Origin of the sequence: Microbacterium sp. NPDC012755 (assembly GCF_042901325.1) — a bacterium.
GTDB classification, from domain to species: domain Bacteria; phylum Actinomycetota; class Actinomycetes; order Actinomycetales; family Microbacteriaceae; genus Microbacterium; species Microbacterium natoriense.
The window spans coordinates 2128739-2144595 of the sequence record NZ_JBIBCT010000001.1; the positions used below are offsets into that span (position 1 = coordinate 2128739).

Consider the following 15857-nt stretch of genomic DNA (forward strand, 5'->3'; position numbering starts at 1 on the left):
TAGACTGGACTCCATGCCAGAACCGAAAGTCGCCAGTTTTCCGGCGATCCGCGGTGCGCTGAAGTTCTATCAGATCGCGTCGATCATCACCGGAGTCATGCTGCTCCTGCTGGTCACGGAGATGGTGCTCAAGTACACGCCGATCCACCTCGAGCTCTTCGCGGGCGGAAGGGGCGGCTTCCTCTGGTTCGCGCCGGTGGTCGAGGGGCCGGACGGCCTCGAGTCGACGGGCGACGGTCTCAACCTCTCCCTCGGCATCCTCGTCGCCCACGGCTGGTTCTACGTCGTCTACCTCTTCGCGTGCTTCCGCATGTGGAGCCTGATGCGCTGGCCGTTCCTGCGCTTCATCACCCTGGCGCTCGGCGGCGTCATCCCGCTGCTGTCGTTCTTCATGGAGGGCATCGTCGCCCGCGAGGTGAAGACGTACCTCTCCACCAGGGAGGCCGCGACCGCGCAGCCGGAGCCCGATGCGCTCCCCGCAGACCCCGATTCCCGCCCCTCCCCGGAAGGTGTCCGTTGACCGAACAATCCGAGACCCAGCAGCGTCCAGCGCTCGTGGTCGACTTCGGCGCGCAGTACGCGCAGCTGATCGCCCGTCGAGTCCGCGAGGCCGGCGTCTACAGCGAGATCGTGCCGCACACGGCCACCGCTGAGGAGATCGCCGCCAAGAACCCGGTCGCGATCATCCTCTCCGGCGGTCCGTCGTCGGTGTACGAGGAGGGCGCCCCGCGCCTCGACCCTGCGGTCTTCGACCTCGGGGTGCCGACCCTCGGCATCTGCTACGGCTTCCAGTACATGGCGCAGACCCTCGGCGGCGAGGTCGCGAACACCGGCCTGCGCGAGTACGGCGCGACGGATGCCGTCATCTCCGGCGACGGCGGCACGCTGCTCGGCGGCCAGCCTGCGGAGCAGAACGTGTGGATGAGCCACGGCGACCAGGTCGCCACGGCCCCCGAGGGCTTCGAGGTCCTCGCCACCACGTCCGCCACCAAGGTCGCGGCCTTCGCGAACGAGGAGCGTCGCTTCTACGGCGTGCAGTGGCACCCCGAGGTCAAGCACTCCGACCACGGTCAGCGCGTGCTGGAGAACTTCCTGCACAAGGGCGCGGGTCTCGCGTCCGACTGGAACAGCGGCAACGTGATCGCCGAGCAGATCGAGCGCATCCGCGAGCAGGTCGGCGACGCCCGCGTCATCTCCGCCCTCTCCGGCGGCGTCGACTCCGCCGTCTCCACGGCCCTCGTGCACAAGGCCATCGGCGACCAGCTCACCGCGGTGTTCGTCGACCACGGCCTCCTCCGCAAGGGCGAGCGCGAGCAGGTCGAGAAGGACTACGTCGAGTCCACCGGCGTCCGTCTCATCACGGTCGACGCGGCCGACACGTTCCTCGGCCACCTCGAGGGTGTGACCGACCCGGAGGAGAAGCGCAAGATCATCGGGCGCGAGTTCATCCGCGCGTTCGAGAAGGTGCAGCTCGACCTCGTCGCCGAGGCCAAGGCCGCGGGCGGCGCTCCGGTCAAGTTCCTCGTGCAGGGCACGCTGTACCCCGATGTCGTCGAGTCCGGCGGCGGCGCGGGCACCGCGAACATCAAGTCGCACCACAACGTGGGCGGGCTCCCCGACGACCTCGACTTCGAGCTGATCGAACCCCTGCGGGCGCTGTTCAAGGACGAGGTCCGCGCCATCGGCCGCGAGCTCGGCATCCCCGAGGCGATCGTCGGCCGCCAGCCGTTCCCCGGCCCGGGCCTCGGCATCCGCATCATCGGCGAGGTGACGAAGGACCGCCTGGAGATCCTGCGTGAGGCCGATGCCATCGCGCGCGAGGAGCTCACCAAGGCCGGCCTCGACCAGGAGATCTGGCAGTGCCCCGTGGTGCTGCTCGCCGACGTCCGCTCCGTTGGTGTGCAGGGCGACGGCCGCACCTACGGTCATCCGATCGTGCTGCGTCCCGTGTCGAGCGAAGACGCGATGACCGCCGACTGGACGCGCCTGCCGTACGACGTGCTGGCGAAGATCTCGAACCGCATCACCAACGGGGTGCGCGACGTCAACCGCGTCGTCCTCGACGTGACCTCCAAGCCGCCGGGGACCATCGAGTGGGAGTGACGCCGTCGCTCCCACTCGCCTGACGCCGAAAGGGCACGGACCATCGCGGTCCGTGCCCTTTCGCGTCCCCGGGCGCTGCGGGCGGCGCGGCTCAGCCCAGGTGCTTCATCGCCTCGCGCCGTGACAGCCCGCTGAGCTCGCCCTCGTGCGCGGCGACGAACGTGCGCACCCACTCCGGGTCGGTCTTCGCGTACTCGCGCAGGGCCCAGCCGATCGCCTTGCGGATGAAGAACTCCGTGTCGGCGATGTTCGGCTGGATCGCGCTCACCAGCAGCGCGACGTCGGTATCGCCCCGCCGTCCGAGCTGGGAGATGATGCTGGCACGTCGCACCCAGAAGTCCTCGTCGCGCGCCCAGGCGACGAGCACGGGCGTGAGCTCTTCGGGGCGGGCGTTCAGCGTCTCCGCCAGCCGGTGCGAGACCTCGTCCACGTGGTCCCACCAGGCGCCGGTGCGGATCATCTCCTCGTGCACGTCGAGCATGTCCAGCCGACCGCGCAGCGGACGCAGCCCCATGATCTCGGTCGCGGCGTAGCGCTCCTCGCGGTGCGTCGCCCCGCGCCACAGCTCCAGCGCGGCGGCACGGAGCTCCGCAGCATCCTTCCGTCCGCGGGCCGCCTGTCGCGCGATCCTTCGCGCCTGCGGCACCTTCACGCCGAGGAACGGCATGGACGACTTCATGTACGCCTGCTGACCGGGCGCGATCGTGGGATCCGCGCTCTCGCGGAGGGCCTGGCGGATGCTGTCGACGAGGTCTGCGGCGGTCACGGAGCGAGTCTAGAGCGGACCTGCGACGGATCTCGGAAACTTTTTCGCGAGGATGTCGATCCGATGCGTTCCCGTTCGACGTCTTCAATGAGAGGGTCGAGAGACGGCCCCACGATCAAGGAGAACATCATGAAGTACATGCTCATCATGCGCGCGACCGACGAGGCACTCGAGGCGTCGAAGGAGATCCCGTTCGAGGAGATGATCGAGTCGATGGGGCGCTACAACGAGTCGCTCATCAAGGCCGGCGTCATGGCGGGCGGTGACGGTCTGACGGACGCCGCTGAAGGCGTCGTCGTCGACTTCTCCAGCGAGCCGCCCCTCGTCACCGACGGCCCCTACGGCGAGACGAAGGAGCTGTTCAACGGCTTCTGGATCCTCGAGGTCTCGTCCAAGGAGGAGGCCGTGGAGTGGGCGAAGCGCTGCCCGCTCGGCCCTGGCTCGAAGCTGGAGATCCGTCGCATCCACGGTGTCGAGGACTTCCCCCAGGACAACGAGTGGGTGCAGAAGGAGAAGCAGTGGATCGAGGACGCCGCCGCCAAGGCCGCCGAGGCCTGAACCGGGCGGGATGCCGACGATGACCGGTGAGGCGATGGCGCGCTCCGCACCCGACAGGGGAGCGGCGGAGCGCGCCGTCGCGGCCGTGTGGCGCATCGAGTCGGCGAAGATCGTCGCGACGCTGTCGCGTCTGGTCGGAGACTTCGGTCTCGCGGAGGACCTCGCGCAGGAGGCGCTGCTCGACGCACTCGCGCAGTGGCCGGTCGAGGGCGTGCCGCGCAACGGCGCCGCCTGGCTCACCGCGGTCGCCAAGCGCAAGGCGATCGACGGCTGGCGTCGGCGCGAGCGGCTGGACGACCGTATCGCCGTGCTCGCCCACGACCTGGAGCGCGAGCAGGAGGAGGCGGCCGACGCGCTGCCCTGGGACCCGGATGCCGTCGATGACGACGTGCTGCGCCTGATCTTCATCTCCTGCCACCCCGTGCTGTCGCGGGAGGCTCAGGTCGCGCTGACGCTGCGGGTGGTGGGCGGCCTGTCGAGCGAGGAGATCGCGCGCGCCTTCCTCGTGCCCACGGCGACCGTGCAGCAGCGGATCGTGCGCGCGAAGAAGACGCTGGCGGCGGCGAACGTCCCTTTCGAGATGCCGTCGCGGGAGGAGCATGCGGCGCGGCTCGGGGGCATCCTGGGCGTGCTGTACCTGATCTTCAACGAGGGGCATGCGGCGTCGAGCGGATCCGACTGGATGCGTCCGGAGCTCAGCGTGGAGGCGATCAGGCTCACCCGCGTGCTCGCCGCTCTCATGCCGCGCGAGCGCGACGTGCACAGTCTGCTGGCGCTCATGGAGCTCACGGCGGCTCGGTTCCCTGCGCGCATCGACGCGAACGGGGATCCCGTGCTGCTGGCCGATCAGGACAGGTCGCGCTGGGATCGCGGACGCATCGCGCGCGGACGCGCCGCTCTCGCCGCCGCCGATGCGCGGGGAGGGGGACGCAGCGCGTACGGGCTGCAGGCGGCGATCGCCGAACGCCATGCGGTCGCGCCCTCCGTCGAGGAGACCGACTGGGAGAGCATCGTCGTGCTCTACGAGGCGCTGGGGCGCCTGGCGCCGTCACCGGTGGTCGAGCTGAATCGTGCCGCCGCGGTCGCGATGGCGACGGGGCCGGCATCCGCTCTCCGGATCATCGACCGGATCGCGGAGTCGGGTGCGCTGCGCGGATACCACCTGCTGCCCGCCACCCGCGGCGAGCTGCTGTTGCGGCTCGGCCGTACCGAGGAGGCGCGGGGTGAGTTCGCGACGGCCGCTTCCCTCGCCGGCAACGATCGCGAGCGTGCACTGCTGCAGGCGAAGGCCGCCGGAGACTGAAAGACCCGCCCCCTTCGACAGCCTCGGCTTTCGAAGGGGACGGGCGTGCCTATCAGCGCGGGTCAGTCGCGGACAGCCCGTCCGCGTCCGGCCACGAGGCCGTAGATCAGCAGCACGACGATCGAGCCGGCGATCGCGAGCAGCCAGGTGCCCAGGTCCCAGAACTCGGTGAGCGGACGGTTGAGGATCAGGCTGCCGAGCCATCCGCCGAGCAGCGCTCCCACGACGCCGAGAAGAAGGGTGATGAACCATCCTCCGCCCTGGCGGCCGGGAAGGATCAGCTTCGCGATGGCTCCGGCGATGAGGCCGAGAAGAAGAAAGCCGAGAAAGCTCATGGTCAGCTCCTTTGTGTCAGGAGCCCCGGGGTGCCAGGGCTCGTACACGCCACCATCCGCCCATCCGGGTTTCTCCGACACCCCCTTGCGCAGGACCGCCGGAGTGTGCAAAGAGGCCCGCCCCCAGGGGGACGGGCCTCTTTGGACGAGCGTGTTCTGCGACTAGTTGCTGCGCGCGATCGCGATCATCCGCAGGATCTCGACGTACAGCCAGACGACCGTGACCATGATGCCGAAGGCGCCGAGCCAGCCGTACTTGCGGGGAGCGCCGTTGCGGACGCCCTGCTGGATCTGGTCGAAGTCGAGCACGAGCGAGTACGCCGCCATGAAGACGACCAGTACGCCGATGATGAGACCGAGCGGGATGCCGGCGATCTTGACCTCGCTGAGCATGCCGAATCCCTGACCGGGGCCGAAGACGCCGGTCCACATCAGGACGACATTCAGCAGCGAGAAGACGAGGTAGCCGATCATCGCGATCATGACGATCTTCGTCATCTTCGCCGAGGCGCGGATCTTGCCGCTCGCGAACAGCGCCAGCGTCACCGCGACGACCGAGACGGTCGCGAGCGTGGCCTGCATGACGATGCCGGGCCACAGCACCTCGAAGAAGGCCGAGATGCCACCGATGAAGAGGCCCTCGAACACCGCGTAGGCGAAGATCAGCGCGGGGCGGACCTTCTTGCGCGAGGTGAACGTGATGACCATGGCGAGCACGAAGCCGCCGAGCGCGCCGATGATCCAGGGGAGCATGTTCGGCGCGAAGCTGTTGTACGGGTCGCGCTCGGGCGCGGCGATGCCGCCGAGCGTGAGCACCCAGCCGATCGCGGCGGTGACGAGGAGGATGCCGAAGAGACCGGCGGTCTTCCACACCGTGTCCTCGACCGACATGCGGTCGGTCTCGATCGCGCCGGCCGGGGGAGCGGCGTACATGCCCTCCAGCTGCGCGTTGACCGCGGCGTCGACACCGGCCTGCTGGAACGAGGCGGCCTGAGCACCCTGAGCCGCCTGCGGTGCCCCGGGGTAGGTCGCGACGTTGCGCGGATCCTGCTGCTGGAACGCCGGATTGTTGAATGCGAAATTACTCATGGTGGGCCTCACTCCGAAGTGGTTGTAGGTCGCTTCCCTCCACGATACCCGGATGGGCGCGTCACCTGGGTGTTCTACGCTGAGAGCGTGCCCAGGAAATCCCCTCTCGTCATCGGGCACCGAGGTGCGCCCGGCTACCGTCCGGAGCACAGCCGCTCCTCCTACGAGCTCGCGCTCGCCATGGGGGTGGATGCCGTCGAGCCCGACGTCGTCGCCACCAAGGACGGCGTGCTGGTCGTGCGTCACGAGAACGAGATCTCGGGCACGACCGATGTGGCGCTGCATCCGGAGTTCGCCGACCGGAAGACGACCAAGCGGGTCGACGGGCAGGCGCTGACGGGCTGGTTCACCGAGGACTTCACGTGGGAGGAGCTGTCGGTGCTGCGCACGCGCGAGCGCCTCCCCGCGGTGCGCGTCTCGAGCGCGAGCTTCGACGACGCGCAGGGGATCCTCCGGCTCGTCGACGTGCTCGACCTCGTGCGCGAGGGGTCGGTCGAGCACGGCCGGGAGATCGGCGTCGTGCTGGAGGTCAAGCACGCGACCTACTTCGCGAGCATCGGGATCGATCTCGCCCCTCTCATCGAACGCGACCTCCGTGCCGCGGGCTGGGCCGATGGCGAGCTGCCTCTCGTGATCGAGTGCTTCGAGTCGACCATCCTCGGCGAGCTGCGCGAGCGCGGCATCCCGGCGTCGTACGTCTACCTGATCGAGTCCACGGGGCGTCCGTACGATCTCCTGGTCGCGCAGGGGAAGCAGGCCCCGACCTACGCGTCGACGGTGACCCCTCAGGGCCTCGACGCCCTCGTGGGCAGGGTCGACGGCGTGAGCGTGAGCAAGAAGATGCTGCTCGTCCGCGGCAACACGATCGTGGCCGACGCGCACGCGCGGGGCCTCAAGGTCTTCACCTGGACCTGCCGACCTGAGAACGCGTTCCTCGCGGCGGAGTACCGGGGGAGCGGTGGCAAGGGCGCGTACGGCGACTACGAGTCGGAGTGGCGGGTGATCGCCGAGACCGGCGTCGACGGCGTCTTCGTCGACCACCCCGATCTCGGCGTGAGCTTCTTCCGCGGCTGACGGACGACGGCTCAGAGGGGGCCGAGCACGTCCGCGACCTCGGCGTCGAGGCGCATCGTGCGCAGAGGTTCGAGGATCTCGCGCTCCTCGAACCGGAAGTGCGACTCCATGATCGCGCCGACGCCGTCGAGATGACGGGAGATCGAGTCGGGGCTCTCGCCGCTCTCGACCGCATGCCGGAGCCCGGCGAGCAGGTGGGTGAGCATCGAGTGGTCCTGCATGAGCTTGTCGATCATGCCGCCCAGCCGGGGGTGCTCCTCACGCAGGGCGGGGAACAGGTTCCGATCCTCCGCCCGGTGGTGGCCGTCCAGCGCCGAGCAGAAGCCGATGCAGTACAGCAGGAGGTCGGATGCCGCATCCGGCGCCGCTGCTCCCGCATCGAGAGCCTCGCGCGTGGCCGCGAGCGCCGCGCGGAGCCGAGCGTGGGCGCTGCGGAGCTCCGCGTCCCAGGCGATCAGGCGGTCGGCATCCATCCGCGCCAGTCTAGGCGCGTCTCACAGCGTTCGGTCGAACGCGCCCTTCTTCGTCGAGACGATCTCCTTGCCCAGCGGCATCAGCGACACGGGGACCATCTTGAAGTCGGCGATCCCCATCGGGATGCCGATGATCGTGATGCACAGGGCGATGCCCGAGACGATGTGCCCGATGGCGAGCCACCAGCCGGCGAGGATCACCCAGAGCACATTGCCGAGGAAGGATCCGACGCCCGCGGTGGGCTTGCTCACGACCTCTCGGCCGAACGGCCAGATCGCGTAGCCCGCGATGCGGAAGGACGCGATCGCCCACGGGATCGTCACGATCGGTATGCACAGCAGGATGCCGGCGAGCATGTAGCCCAGCCAGAGGGCGAAGCCGGCGAAGATCAGCCAGATGACGTTGAGGATCGTGCGCACCGCTCGATTCTCGCACTCGCGGCCTGAACGTCCGATGCCCGCTCGCACCCCGTCTGCGGTGTCGGTGGTGACGCCTAGACTCATAAGGCCATGACCGAAGCACCTCTCATCGTCCCCGGATCCGTCGGCCCCCGCTCCACTGGGGCGGAGGGGCAGGACGACCTCCTCGCCGGGCTCAACCCCCAGCAGCTCGAGGCCGTCACCTATCGCGGCCCCGCGCTGCTCATCGTCGCGGGGGCGGGGTCGGGCAAGACGAGCGTGCTCACCCGTCGCATCGCCTCCCTGCTGCGCGCCCGAGAGGCATGGCCGAGCCAGATCCTCGCGATCACGTTCACCAACAAGGCCGCCGGCGAGATGCGCGAGCGCGTCCAGACGATCGTCGGAGATGCGGCCAGGGGCATGTGGATCTCCACGTTCCACTCCGCCTGCGTGCGCATCCTCCGGCGTGAGGCCGAGCAGTTCGGCTTCACGAAGTCGTTCACCATCTACGACTCCGGTGACTCGCGCGCGCTCATCAAGCGCCTGGTCAAGGAGCACGAGGCCGATGCCTACGGCATGACCCCGGGATCTGTGCAGTCGCGCATCTCGAAGCTCAAGAACGAGCTGTCCGATGCCGAGGCGTACGCGCGGCAGGCCAACATGAGCGACCCCGCAGAGCGCGTCTTCGTCGAGCTGTTCGCCGACTACCAGCGCCAGCTGCAGAAGGCCAACGCGTTCGACTTCGACGACCTCATCGGGCAGACCGTCTACCTGTTCCGGGCGTTCCCGCAGGTCGCCGACACCTATCGCCGGCGCTTCCGGCACATCCTCGTCGACGAGTACCAGGACACCAACCACGCCCAGTACGCGCTGATCCACGAGCTCACCCGCCCCGTCTCGGGTGACGCCCCCGACTCGTATGCCTCGAACGGCATGATGATCTTCGAGCCGGAGACGACACCGGAGCTCGAGGGCGCCTCGCTCACCGTGGTCGGCGACTCCGACCAGTCGATCTACGCCTTCCGCGGCGCCGACATCCGCAACATCAGCGAGTTCGAGCGCGACTTCCCCGGCGCGCGCGTCGTTCTCCTCGAGCAGAACTACCGCTCGACGCAGAACATCCTCTCGGCCGCGAACGCCGTCATCGGCAACAACTTCGACCGCAAGGACAAGAAGCTCTGGAGCGACAAGGGCGACGGCGACAAGATCATCGGCTTCACCGGGTACTCGCAGCACGACGAGGCCCAGTTCGTCGCCGACGAGGTCGAGGCGCTGCGTCGTGCGGGCTACCCGTACTCCGAGATGGCGGTCTTCTACCGCACCAACTCGCAGTCCCGTGCGCTGGAGGAGATCTTCATCCGCTCGGCCGTGCCCTACAAGATCATGGGCGGCACCAAGTTCTACGAGCGCGCCGAGATCAAGGACGCGCTGGCGTACCTCGTGGCCGTCGCGAATCCGGCAGACGAGATGGCGGTCCGACGCATCCTCAACAAGCCGCGTCGCGGCATCGGCGACGTCACCGAGACCGCCATCGCGCGCTTCGCCGAGGAGCATGGCATCACCTTCCGGCAGGCGCTGTCCGCGCCCGACCAGCTCGGCTTCGGACCGAAGATCCAGGCGGCGATCACCCAGCTCGACGCCGTGCTCGCCGAGGCGACCGAGATCATGCTGCCCGCGACGGGCGAGGTGCCCGCGCCGACCACGGTCGCCGACGGCCTCAGCGTGCTGCTGTCGAAGAGCGGCTACCTCGATTCGCTGCGCGCCAGCCGCGACCCTCAAGACGAGGCGCGCGTCGAGAACCTCGACGAGTTCGTGGCTGTCGCCCGCGACTTCGCGCGCAACAACCCCGAGGGCACGATCGTCGACTTCCTCACCGAGGTGGCGCTCGTCTCTGACGCCGACGACCTCGACGACGAGTCGGGCTCGGTGTCGATGATGACGATGCACACGGCGAAGGGCCTCGAGTACGACGCGGTGTTCGTCACGGGCGTCGAAGAGGATCTGATCCCTCATCGCATCTCGGCAGGAGAACCCGGAGGCCCGCAGGAGGAGCGGCGGCTCTTCTACGTGGGCATCACTCGTGCCCGCAAGAGACTGCATCTCTCCCTCGCGATGACGCGAGCGCAGTTCGGCGAGGTCTCGGTCGCCATGCCCAGTCGCTTCCTGCAGGAGATCCCCGCGGGGCTCATCGACTGGCGCCAGTCGCCGGGAGACGTGAACTCGCGCGGCGGCATGCAGTCCCGCGCGCTGAACGCGCGCCGCTCGGGCTCCGGCGGTTTTGGCGGCTCCGGCGGATTCGGCGGATCCGGTTCGAACGACAGGTTCGCGGTGAAGCCGCTCCCCGGTCGCGACTCGCTCACGCCGCTCTCCACCGCGATGGACAAGTTCCCCAACCGGGTCACCGCGAAGATGCGCGACAACGGCGATCTCGAGCTGACGGCCGGAGACCGCATCCGCCACAGCGACTTCGGCGAGGGGCGTGTGGATGCCGTGACCGGCGAGGGCGCGAAGCGCATCGCCCACGTGCGCTTCGACACCGCCGGTCAGAAGAAGCTCTTGATCAAGGTCGCGCCGATCGAGAAGATCTGAGCCGCATCGACGCTCCGGCGCCCAGGAGGCGCGACCCCGCAGCCCGTGCGGCGAGGAGCGCCCGGGGGTGGATGCTGAGAGCCGACCCCGAACGGCGGGTCCTGCGCACGGAACCGTCGTCGTCGCCGGTTAGGCTGGCACATTATGGCCCTGTTCTCCCGCCGCAAGAAGTCCGCTGACGCTGCAGTCCCGGCATCCGACATCTCCTCCGAGAACGTCGAATCCGAGTCGACCGGCGCCGAGTCCGTCGCCCCGGTCGAGGCCGCTCCCGCCCCGACGATCGGCATCTCGGTGCAGGCGTTCCGCGGAGTGGGGGCCGAGGCCGGCCCCGAGGTGTCGCTGGACGAACCCGCCGCTCCCGCTCCTGCCGCCCCGGTCGCTCCTGCTCCGACGCAGTCCGCGGCCCCGGCAGCGCTGCCCGATCCTCAGGAACGTCGTCTTCCGCTCGCTCCTGCGCTGCCCCCGGAGCAGACCGAGACCGTCGCCGGCATGAAGGACAACGTCCTCCTCCGCGACGCCCTCAAGGAGATCGAGCAGGGCGCGTCGAACGATCAGCTGCTCGGCGTGATGCGTCAGGCGCTGCAGGGGCACCTGTACATCCGCGTCAACGGCGATGCCCGTGCGCAGATCAGCGAGGGGAAGCCGCTGTCCGTCGCCGTGGTGCGCGACGGCGACCGTCAGTTCATGCTCGCGTTCAGCTCGGCCGGTGCCGTGCGCGACTCGGTGCAGCTCGAGGCCGATCCGGCCGCGACCACTGCGGTCGCCCAGCCCGTCACGTCCGTGCTGCAGCAGGTCGTCGCTGGCGACTTCGCCGGTCTCATCGTCGACAACGCCTCCGCGCCGCATCGCGTCGTCTTCCCGACCGAGCTGCTGCAGAAGGCACTCGAGCAGGGCGACCCCGAGATGACCGTCAAGACGATCCTCGCCGCCCCGCGCGAGCAGGACTCCGCGGCCAGAGTCGCCGAGGCTCTCGCCTCCACGCGCATGTGGGTCGCCGTCAACGACGGCAGCAACGGGACGCCCGTGGGCATCGCCGAGGCGCAGACCCCCGACGGCAAGAGGTTCCTCCAGCTGTTCTCGCACCCGCTCGAGGTCATCGCGATGGGACGAGGCGACCGCCCGCTCCCGTTCGAGCCCACGCAGCTCGCCAAGGTGCTCACCGGGCATGCCGAGATGGCCGGAGTGATCGTCGATCCGGCGGGACCGACCCTTCTCGTCGAGCGTGACGCGCTCGCCCCGGTGCTGGTGCTCGGAGTCGACATCGAGTCCTGAGGGGCGGGGCTTCCGCGCGTCCGGGGCTGCCTCTAGGGTCGAGTCATGGCCTCCGAGCGCGTGACACTGACCATCGTCGACCCCGACGGAGAGCGCGAGGTCGTGCTCTCGAGCCCGAACAAGGCGGTCTGGCCGGTTCCGGGCATCACGAAGGCCGAGCTCGCCGAGTACTTCCAGGTCGTCAGCGGGCCGTTCCTCGAGGCGAACGGCGGTCGCCCCGTGTCCCTGGAGCGCTTCCGCGACGGCGTCGGCAAGGGCGGCGGCTTCTTCTCGAAGAACCCGCCGGCGGGCACGCCCGACTACGTCGATGCGGTGATGGTGACCTACAACAGCGGGCGACAGCATCCGCAGATCGTGCTGAACAGGCCCAGCGCGATCGTGTGGGCGGCGCAGATGAACACGATCGTGTTCCATCCGTGGGCGTCGTTGGCGTCCGACCCCGACAACCCCGTCGAGCTGCGCATCGACCTCGACCCCCAGCCGGGCACCGACTTCGCGGATGCCGTCACCGCCGCCCACGCGCTGCGGGAGGTGCTGCGCGAGGCGGGGCTCGACGCCTTCGTGAAGACCAGCGGCAACCGCGGACTGCACGTGTTCGCCCCCATCGTGCCCAGCCACGAGTTCCTCGACGTGCGGCACGCGGTGATCGCCGCGGGGCGTGAGCTGGAACGGCGGATGCCGGATCAGGTCACGATGAACTGGTGGAAGGAGGAGCGCGGCGAGCGCATCTTCATCGACTTCAATCAGGCCAACCGCGACCGGACCATGGCGGGCGCCTACAGTCCGCGTGCACTCCCCGGAGCGACCGTGTCGACCCCCGTGCACTGGGAGGAGCTCGACGGGCTCGACCCGGCGCGGTTCACGGTGCGCAGCATCCCGAAGCGGCTCGAAGAGGTGGGCGACCCGTGGGCCGGCAAGCAGAGCAGTCCCGGCCGCATCGACACCCTGCTGGAGTGGTGGGAACGCGACAAGGCCGACGGCCTCGGCGAGCTGCCGTTCCCGCCGGAGTTCCCGAAGATGCCGGGGGAGCCCCCGCGAGTGCAGCCGAGCAAGAAGGTCGCGGCGAACTGGGACGAGGACGGGCAGCCCTCCGCGCAGTGAGCGAGCCGGGAGAGCGCCGGGCTCAGCCGAGCACGTCGGCCAGGTCGTAGCCGGCGACGGTGTCGAGCTGGTCGTAGGTGCAGGAGCGAGCATCGCGGTCGGGGCGCCACCGCTCGAACTGCACGGTGTGGCGGAAGCGCGCGCCCTCGAGCTGGTCGTAGCGCACCTCGAGCACCCGCTCGGGCCGCAGCCGCACGAACGACACGTCCTTCGAGCCGCTGAATCGGGAGCGCTCGCCCTCCCCGGTCACGGCGCCGCCGGACTCGTCGCGCTCCACGAGGGGCGCGAGCTCGTCGACGAGCTCCTGTCGTCGCACGTCGCTCCAGGCCGCGACGCCGCCGACCTGGCGCAGGGTACCGTCGGCGTCGTAGAGCCCGACGAGCAGCGACCCGACTCCCGACCCCGACTTGTGGATGCGGTAGCCGAGCGCGACGACGTCGGCCGTTCGCGCGTGCTTGATCTTGATCAGCGTGCGCTTGCCCGGAGCGTAGGGCTGGTCCAGCGGCTTCGCGACGACGCCGTCGAGACCGGCGCCCTCGAACTCGGCCAGCCAGCGGACGGCGGCCTCACGATCGCGGGTCGTGCGCGTGATGTGCAGCGGATGCGCCACTCCGGCCAGCATCCGCTCCAGCCGCTCGCGACGCACGGAGAACGGCGACGACTGCACGTCTTCATCGCCCTCGGCGAGGAGGTCGAACGCGATGAACATCGCGGGAGTCTCGGTCGAGAGCTTCGCGACGCGGGAGGCTGCGGGGTGGATGCGCTGGCTGAGGGCATCCCAGTCGAGCCGCTGCGCCCCCGCAGGGCCGGTCGCGACCACGATCTCGCCGTCGAGCAGGCACGGCCCCGGCAGCAGGCTCGGAATGGCCTCGACGAGCTCGGGGAAGTACCGGGTCAGCGGCTTCGCGCCACGGGAGCCGATCTCGACGGTCTCGCCGTCCCACGCGATCAGACCGCGGAAGCCGTCCCACTTGGGTTCGAACAGGAGCCCGCCGGAGCTCTTCGCGGGGTCGGGGACGGATGCCGCGGCCTTCGCCAGCATCGGTGCGGGGATGTCGTAGCGCATGGGTCCATCCTGGCGACTGGCGGGGACACGCGCCAGAACTCCGGAGAATCGGAGGACGTCGGCGGACGCTCCGCGGACGCGCGCGGCTCTTCGGCCCGGAGTGGCCGGTTCTCCGGAGTTGCGGCGCTGGTCGCGGTTCACAACTCCTCACGTTCGGCTGCTCCGGAACGAGGGAACCGCCGATCGACGGGCGATGAGCCGTCGAGGCGCGCGTTTCTTGAGGAGTTGTGAACCTGAGGGCGGGGAGACTGCGACCCGGGTTCCGATCAGAACAGGTCTGCGAGGGTCGCCGGGATGCCGGCATCGCCCAGTGCCGTGCGCGCCGCGTGCCACCCTGCCATGCCGTTGACACCCGGCCCCGGCGGGGTGGAGGCGGAGGCGAGGTAGACGCCGGGTATCGGGGTGCGCCACGGCTTCGTGCCGAGCACGGGGCGACGCAGCGCCTGGGGGATCGTGAAGGCCCCGCCCAGGATGTCCCCGCCGATCTCCGAGGGGTTGATCGCCTCGCGGGCGGATGCCGGCACCGAGTGGTGCGCGAGGATGCGGTCGCGGAAGCCGGGGGCGAAGCGCTCGACCTGCTGCGTGATGAGCTCGGTGGCGTCGAGATCCGAGCCCTGCGGGACGTGGATGTACGCCCACAACACGGCTTTGCCCTCTGGCGCACGCGTGGGATCGAACACCGAGGGCTGGACGGTGAGCACGTAGGGGCGTTCGCTGACGCGTCCGCGCGCGACCGCGTTCTCGCTGGCCCACACCTCGGCCTGAGTGCCGCCGACGTGCACGGTGGGGGACTGCGCGACCTCGTCGTTCATCCAGGGCACGGGGCCGTCGAGGGCGAAGTCGACCTTCGCGGCGGCGGGGCCGTACCGGTACGACCGCAGGGCGCTCGCGTAGCGGGTCGGCACGTCGGGGAGAGTGAGAGCCAACCGGAGCGAGGTGTTGAGCATCAGCAGATCGCCCCGCGCGGGGTCGCCCCAGTCCAGGGTCGAGAGATCGGTGACGTGCACGCCCGTCTCGACCGCGCCGCCGTGGGCGACGAGATCCGCCACCAGGGCGTCGGCGATGCCCTGTGCGCCTCCGCGCGGATACATCCACCCTCCGGCGTGCGCCTGTGCGGCGAGCAGGAGCCCCGCCGCCGCTCCGGCGAGGGAGGGGAGCGGGGTGTTCGCATGTGCCAGCACCCCGGACAGGAGGCCTGCCGCCTCGTCGGTGCGGAAGGTGCGCCGCGCCAGAGGGGTGCCCTGCTCCAGCATCCGCATCGCGTAGCGGAAGGCCGTGATCGGCTCATGCGGCAAGCGCAGCATCTGGTTGCCGGTGAAGTCGACGACTCCGTCGATGTGCGTGCTCAGCGGGCGCAGCAGCGACAGCCACGCCCTGCCGTCCTCGCCGAGTGCGGATGCCGTGCGCTCGATGTCGCGCCAGGCGATCCCGGCGCGGCCGCCGTCGAGAGGATGCGCGTAGGAGATCTCGGGGTGGATCCAGTCGATCCGCTCGGCGAGGCCGAAGGCCTGGAAGAAGGGGGATGCGAGGGCCGCAGGATGCGCGGCGGAGCACACGTCGTGAAGGAAGCCGGGGAGCGTGGATTCGGCGGTGCGCACGCCGCCGCCGATCGTGTCCGCGGCTTCGAGGACGCGCACCTCGTACCCCGCTCTGGCCAGCGACACGGCCGCCGCGAGTCCGTTGGGACCGGAGCCGATGATCGTCGCGCGCGCCATGCGCCCAGTCTTCC

Annotated in this window: 15 protein-coding genes; 8 read left to right on the forward strand and 7 right to left on the reverse strand. The window is 69.7% G+C overall.

Features of this window, described 5'->3' with window-relative positions:
* Positions 1–13: 13 nt before the first annotated feature.
* Together ACFY5A_RS09870 and guaA are read left to right on the forward strand one after the other, a co-directional pair.
* Positions 14–520, forward strand: a complete 507-nt coding sequence (locus tag ACFY5A_RS09870) for a DUF3817 domain-containing protein (RefSeq protein WP_223586938.1) — start codon at positions 14–16, stop codon at positions 518–520.
* Complete coding sequence (gene guaA / locus ACFY5A_RS09875) at positions 517–2103, forward strand: glutamine-hydrolyzing GMP synthase (protein WP_105672735.1); 1587 nt, start codon at positions 517–519, stop codon at positions 2101–2103. Before ACFY5A_RS09870 ends, guaA begins: the two co-directional genes overlap by 4 nt.
* Positions 2104–2194: 91 nt before the next feature.
* Here the strand turns inward: guaA and ACFY5A_RS09880 are convergent, their stop codons facing one another.
* The gene (locus ACFY5A_RS09880) at positions 2195–2869 is read right to left on the reverse strand and encodes a DNA alkylation repair protein (RefSeq protein ID WP_387233567.1); all 675 of its coding nucleotides are present in this window, start codon (positions 2867–2869) and stop codon (positions 2195–2197) included.
* Between the two features lie 129 nt (positions 2870–2998).
* Here ACFY5A_RS09880 and ACFY5A_RS09885 point away from each other — a divergent pair, with 129 nt between their 5' ends.
* Both ACFY5A_RS09885 and ACFY5A_RS09890 read left to right on the forward strand, forming a co-directional pair.
* Positions 2999–3427, forward strand: a complete 429-nt coding sequence (locus ACFY5A_RS09885) for a YciI family protein (RefSeq protein ID WP_105672789.1) — start codon at positions 2999–3001, stop codon at positions 3425–3427.
* Between the two features lie 19 nt (positions 3428–3446).
* Positions 3447–4730, forward strand: a complete 1284-nt coding sequence (locus tag ACFY5A_RS09890; RefSeq protein WP_387235920.1) for an RNA polymerase sigma factor — start codon at positions 3447–3449, stop codon at positions 4728–4730.
* Between the two features lie 62 nt (positions 4731–4792).
* Here the strand turns inward: ACFY5A_RS09890 and ACFY5A_RS09895 are convergent, their stop codons facing one another.
* A complete protein-coding gene (locus ACFY5A_RS09895; protein ID WP_105672738.1) occupies positions 4793–5065 on the reverse strand; it encodes a GlsB/YeaQ/YmgE family stress response membrane protein in 273 nt (90 codons plus the stop codon).
* Between the two features lie 162 nt (positions 5066–5227).
* On the reverse strand, positions 5228–6154 hold the full coding sequence (locus ACFY5A_RS09900) for a Bax inhibitor-1/YccA family protein (protein WP_387233570.1): 927 nt from the start codon (positions 6152–6154) through the stop codon (positions 5228–5230).
* An 87-nt stretch (positions 6155–6241) separates the two neighbouring features.
* On the opposite strand from ACFY5A_RS09900, the gene ACFY5A_RS09905 reads away from it, so the two are divergent.
* On the forward strand, positions 6242–7228 hold the full coding sequence (locus ACFY5A_RS09905) for a glycerophosphodiester phosphodiesterase family protein (protein WP_387233573.1): 987 nt from the start codon (positions 6242–6244) through the stop codon (positions 7226–7228).
* 11 nt (positions 7229–7239) lie between these two features.
* On the opposite strand, the gene ACFY5A_RS09910 is transcribed toward ACFY5A_RS09905, so the two are convergent.
* Positions 7240–7701 carry a hemerythrin domain-containing protein gene (locus ACFY5A_RS09910; RefSeq protein ID WP_341939999.1) on the reverse strand — a complete coding sequence of 154 codons (462 nt, stop codon included), beginning with the start codon at positions 7699–7701 and terminating at the stop codon, positions 7240–7242.
* Between the two features lie 21 nt (positions 7702–7722).
* Positions 7723–8121, reverse strand: a complete 399-nt coding sequence (locus ACFY5A_RS09915) for a YccF domain-containing protein (RefSeq protein WP_341939998.1) — start codon at positions 8119–8121, stop codon at positions 7723–7725.
* A 90-nt stretch (positions 8122–8211) separates the two neighbouring features.
* Here ACFY5A_RS09915 and ACFY5A_RS09920 point away from each other — a divergent pair, with 90 nt between their 5' ends.
* From ACFY5A_RS09920 to ligD, 3 genes are all read left to right on the forward strand, one after another.
* Positions 8212–10689 (forward strand): ATP-dependent helicase, encoded by a 2478-nt coding sequence (locus tag ACFY5A_RS09920; RefSeq protein WP_387233576.1) that lies wholly within the window; start codon positions 8212–8214, stop codon positions 10687–10689.
* Positions 10690–10833: 144 nt separating this feature from the next.
* Complete coding sequence (locus ACFY5A_RS09925; protein WP_387233579.1) at positions 10834–11961, forward strand: SseB family protein; 1128 nt, start codon at positions 10834–10836, stop codon at positions 11959–11961.
* 45 nt (positions 11962–12006) lie between these two features.
* Complete coding sequence (gene ligD, locus ACFY5A_RS09930) at positions 12007–13062, forward strand: non-homologous end-joining DNA ligase (protein ID WP_387233582.1); 1056 nt, start codon at positions 12007–12009, stop codon at positions 13060–13062.
* A gap of 22 nt (positions 13063–13084) precedes the next feature.
* Here ligD and ACFY5A_RS09935 read toward each other — a convergent pair whose 3' ends face one another.
* Together ACFY5A_RS09935 and ACFY5A_RS09940 are read right to left on the reverse strand one after the other, a co-directional pair.
* The gene (locus ACFY5A_RS09935; RefSeq protein WP_341939994.1) at positions 13085–14128 is read right to left on the reverse strand and encodes an ATP-dependent DNA ligase; all 1044 of its coding nucleotides are present in this window, start codon (positions 14126–14128) and stop codon (positions 13085–13087) included.
* 266 nt (positions 14129–14394) lie between these two features.
* Positions 14395–15843 carry a phytoene desaturase family protein gene (locus tag ACFY5A_RS09940; RefSeq protein ID WP_387233585.1) on the reverse strand — a complete coding sequence of 483 codons (1449 nt, stop codon included), beginning with the start codon at positions 15841–15843 and terminating at the stop codon, positions 14395–14397.
* Positions 15844–15857: the final 14 nt, after the last annotated feature.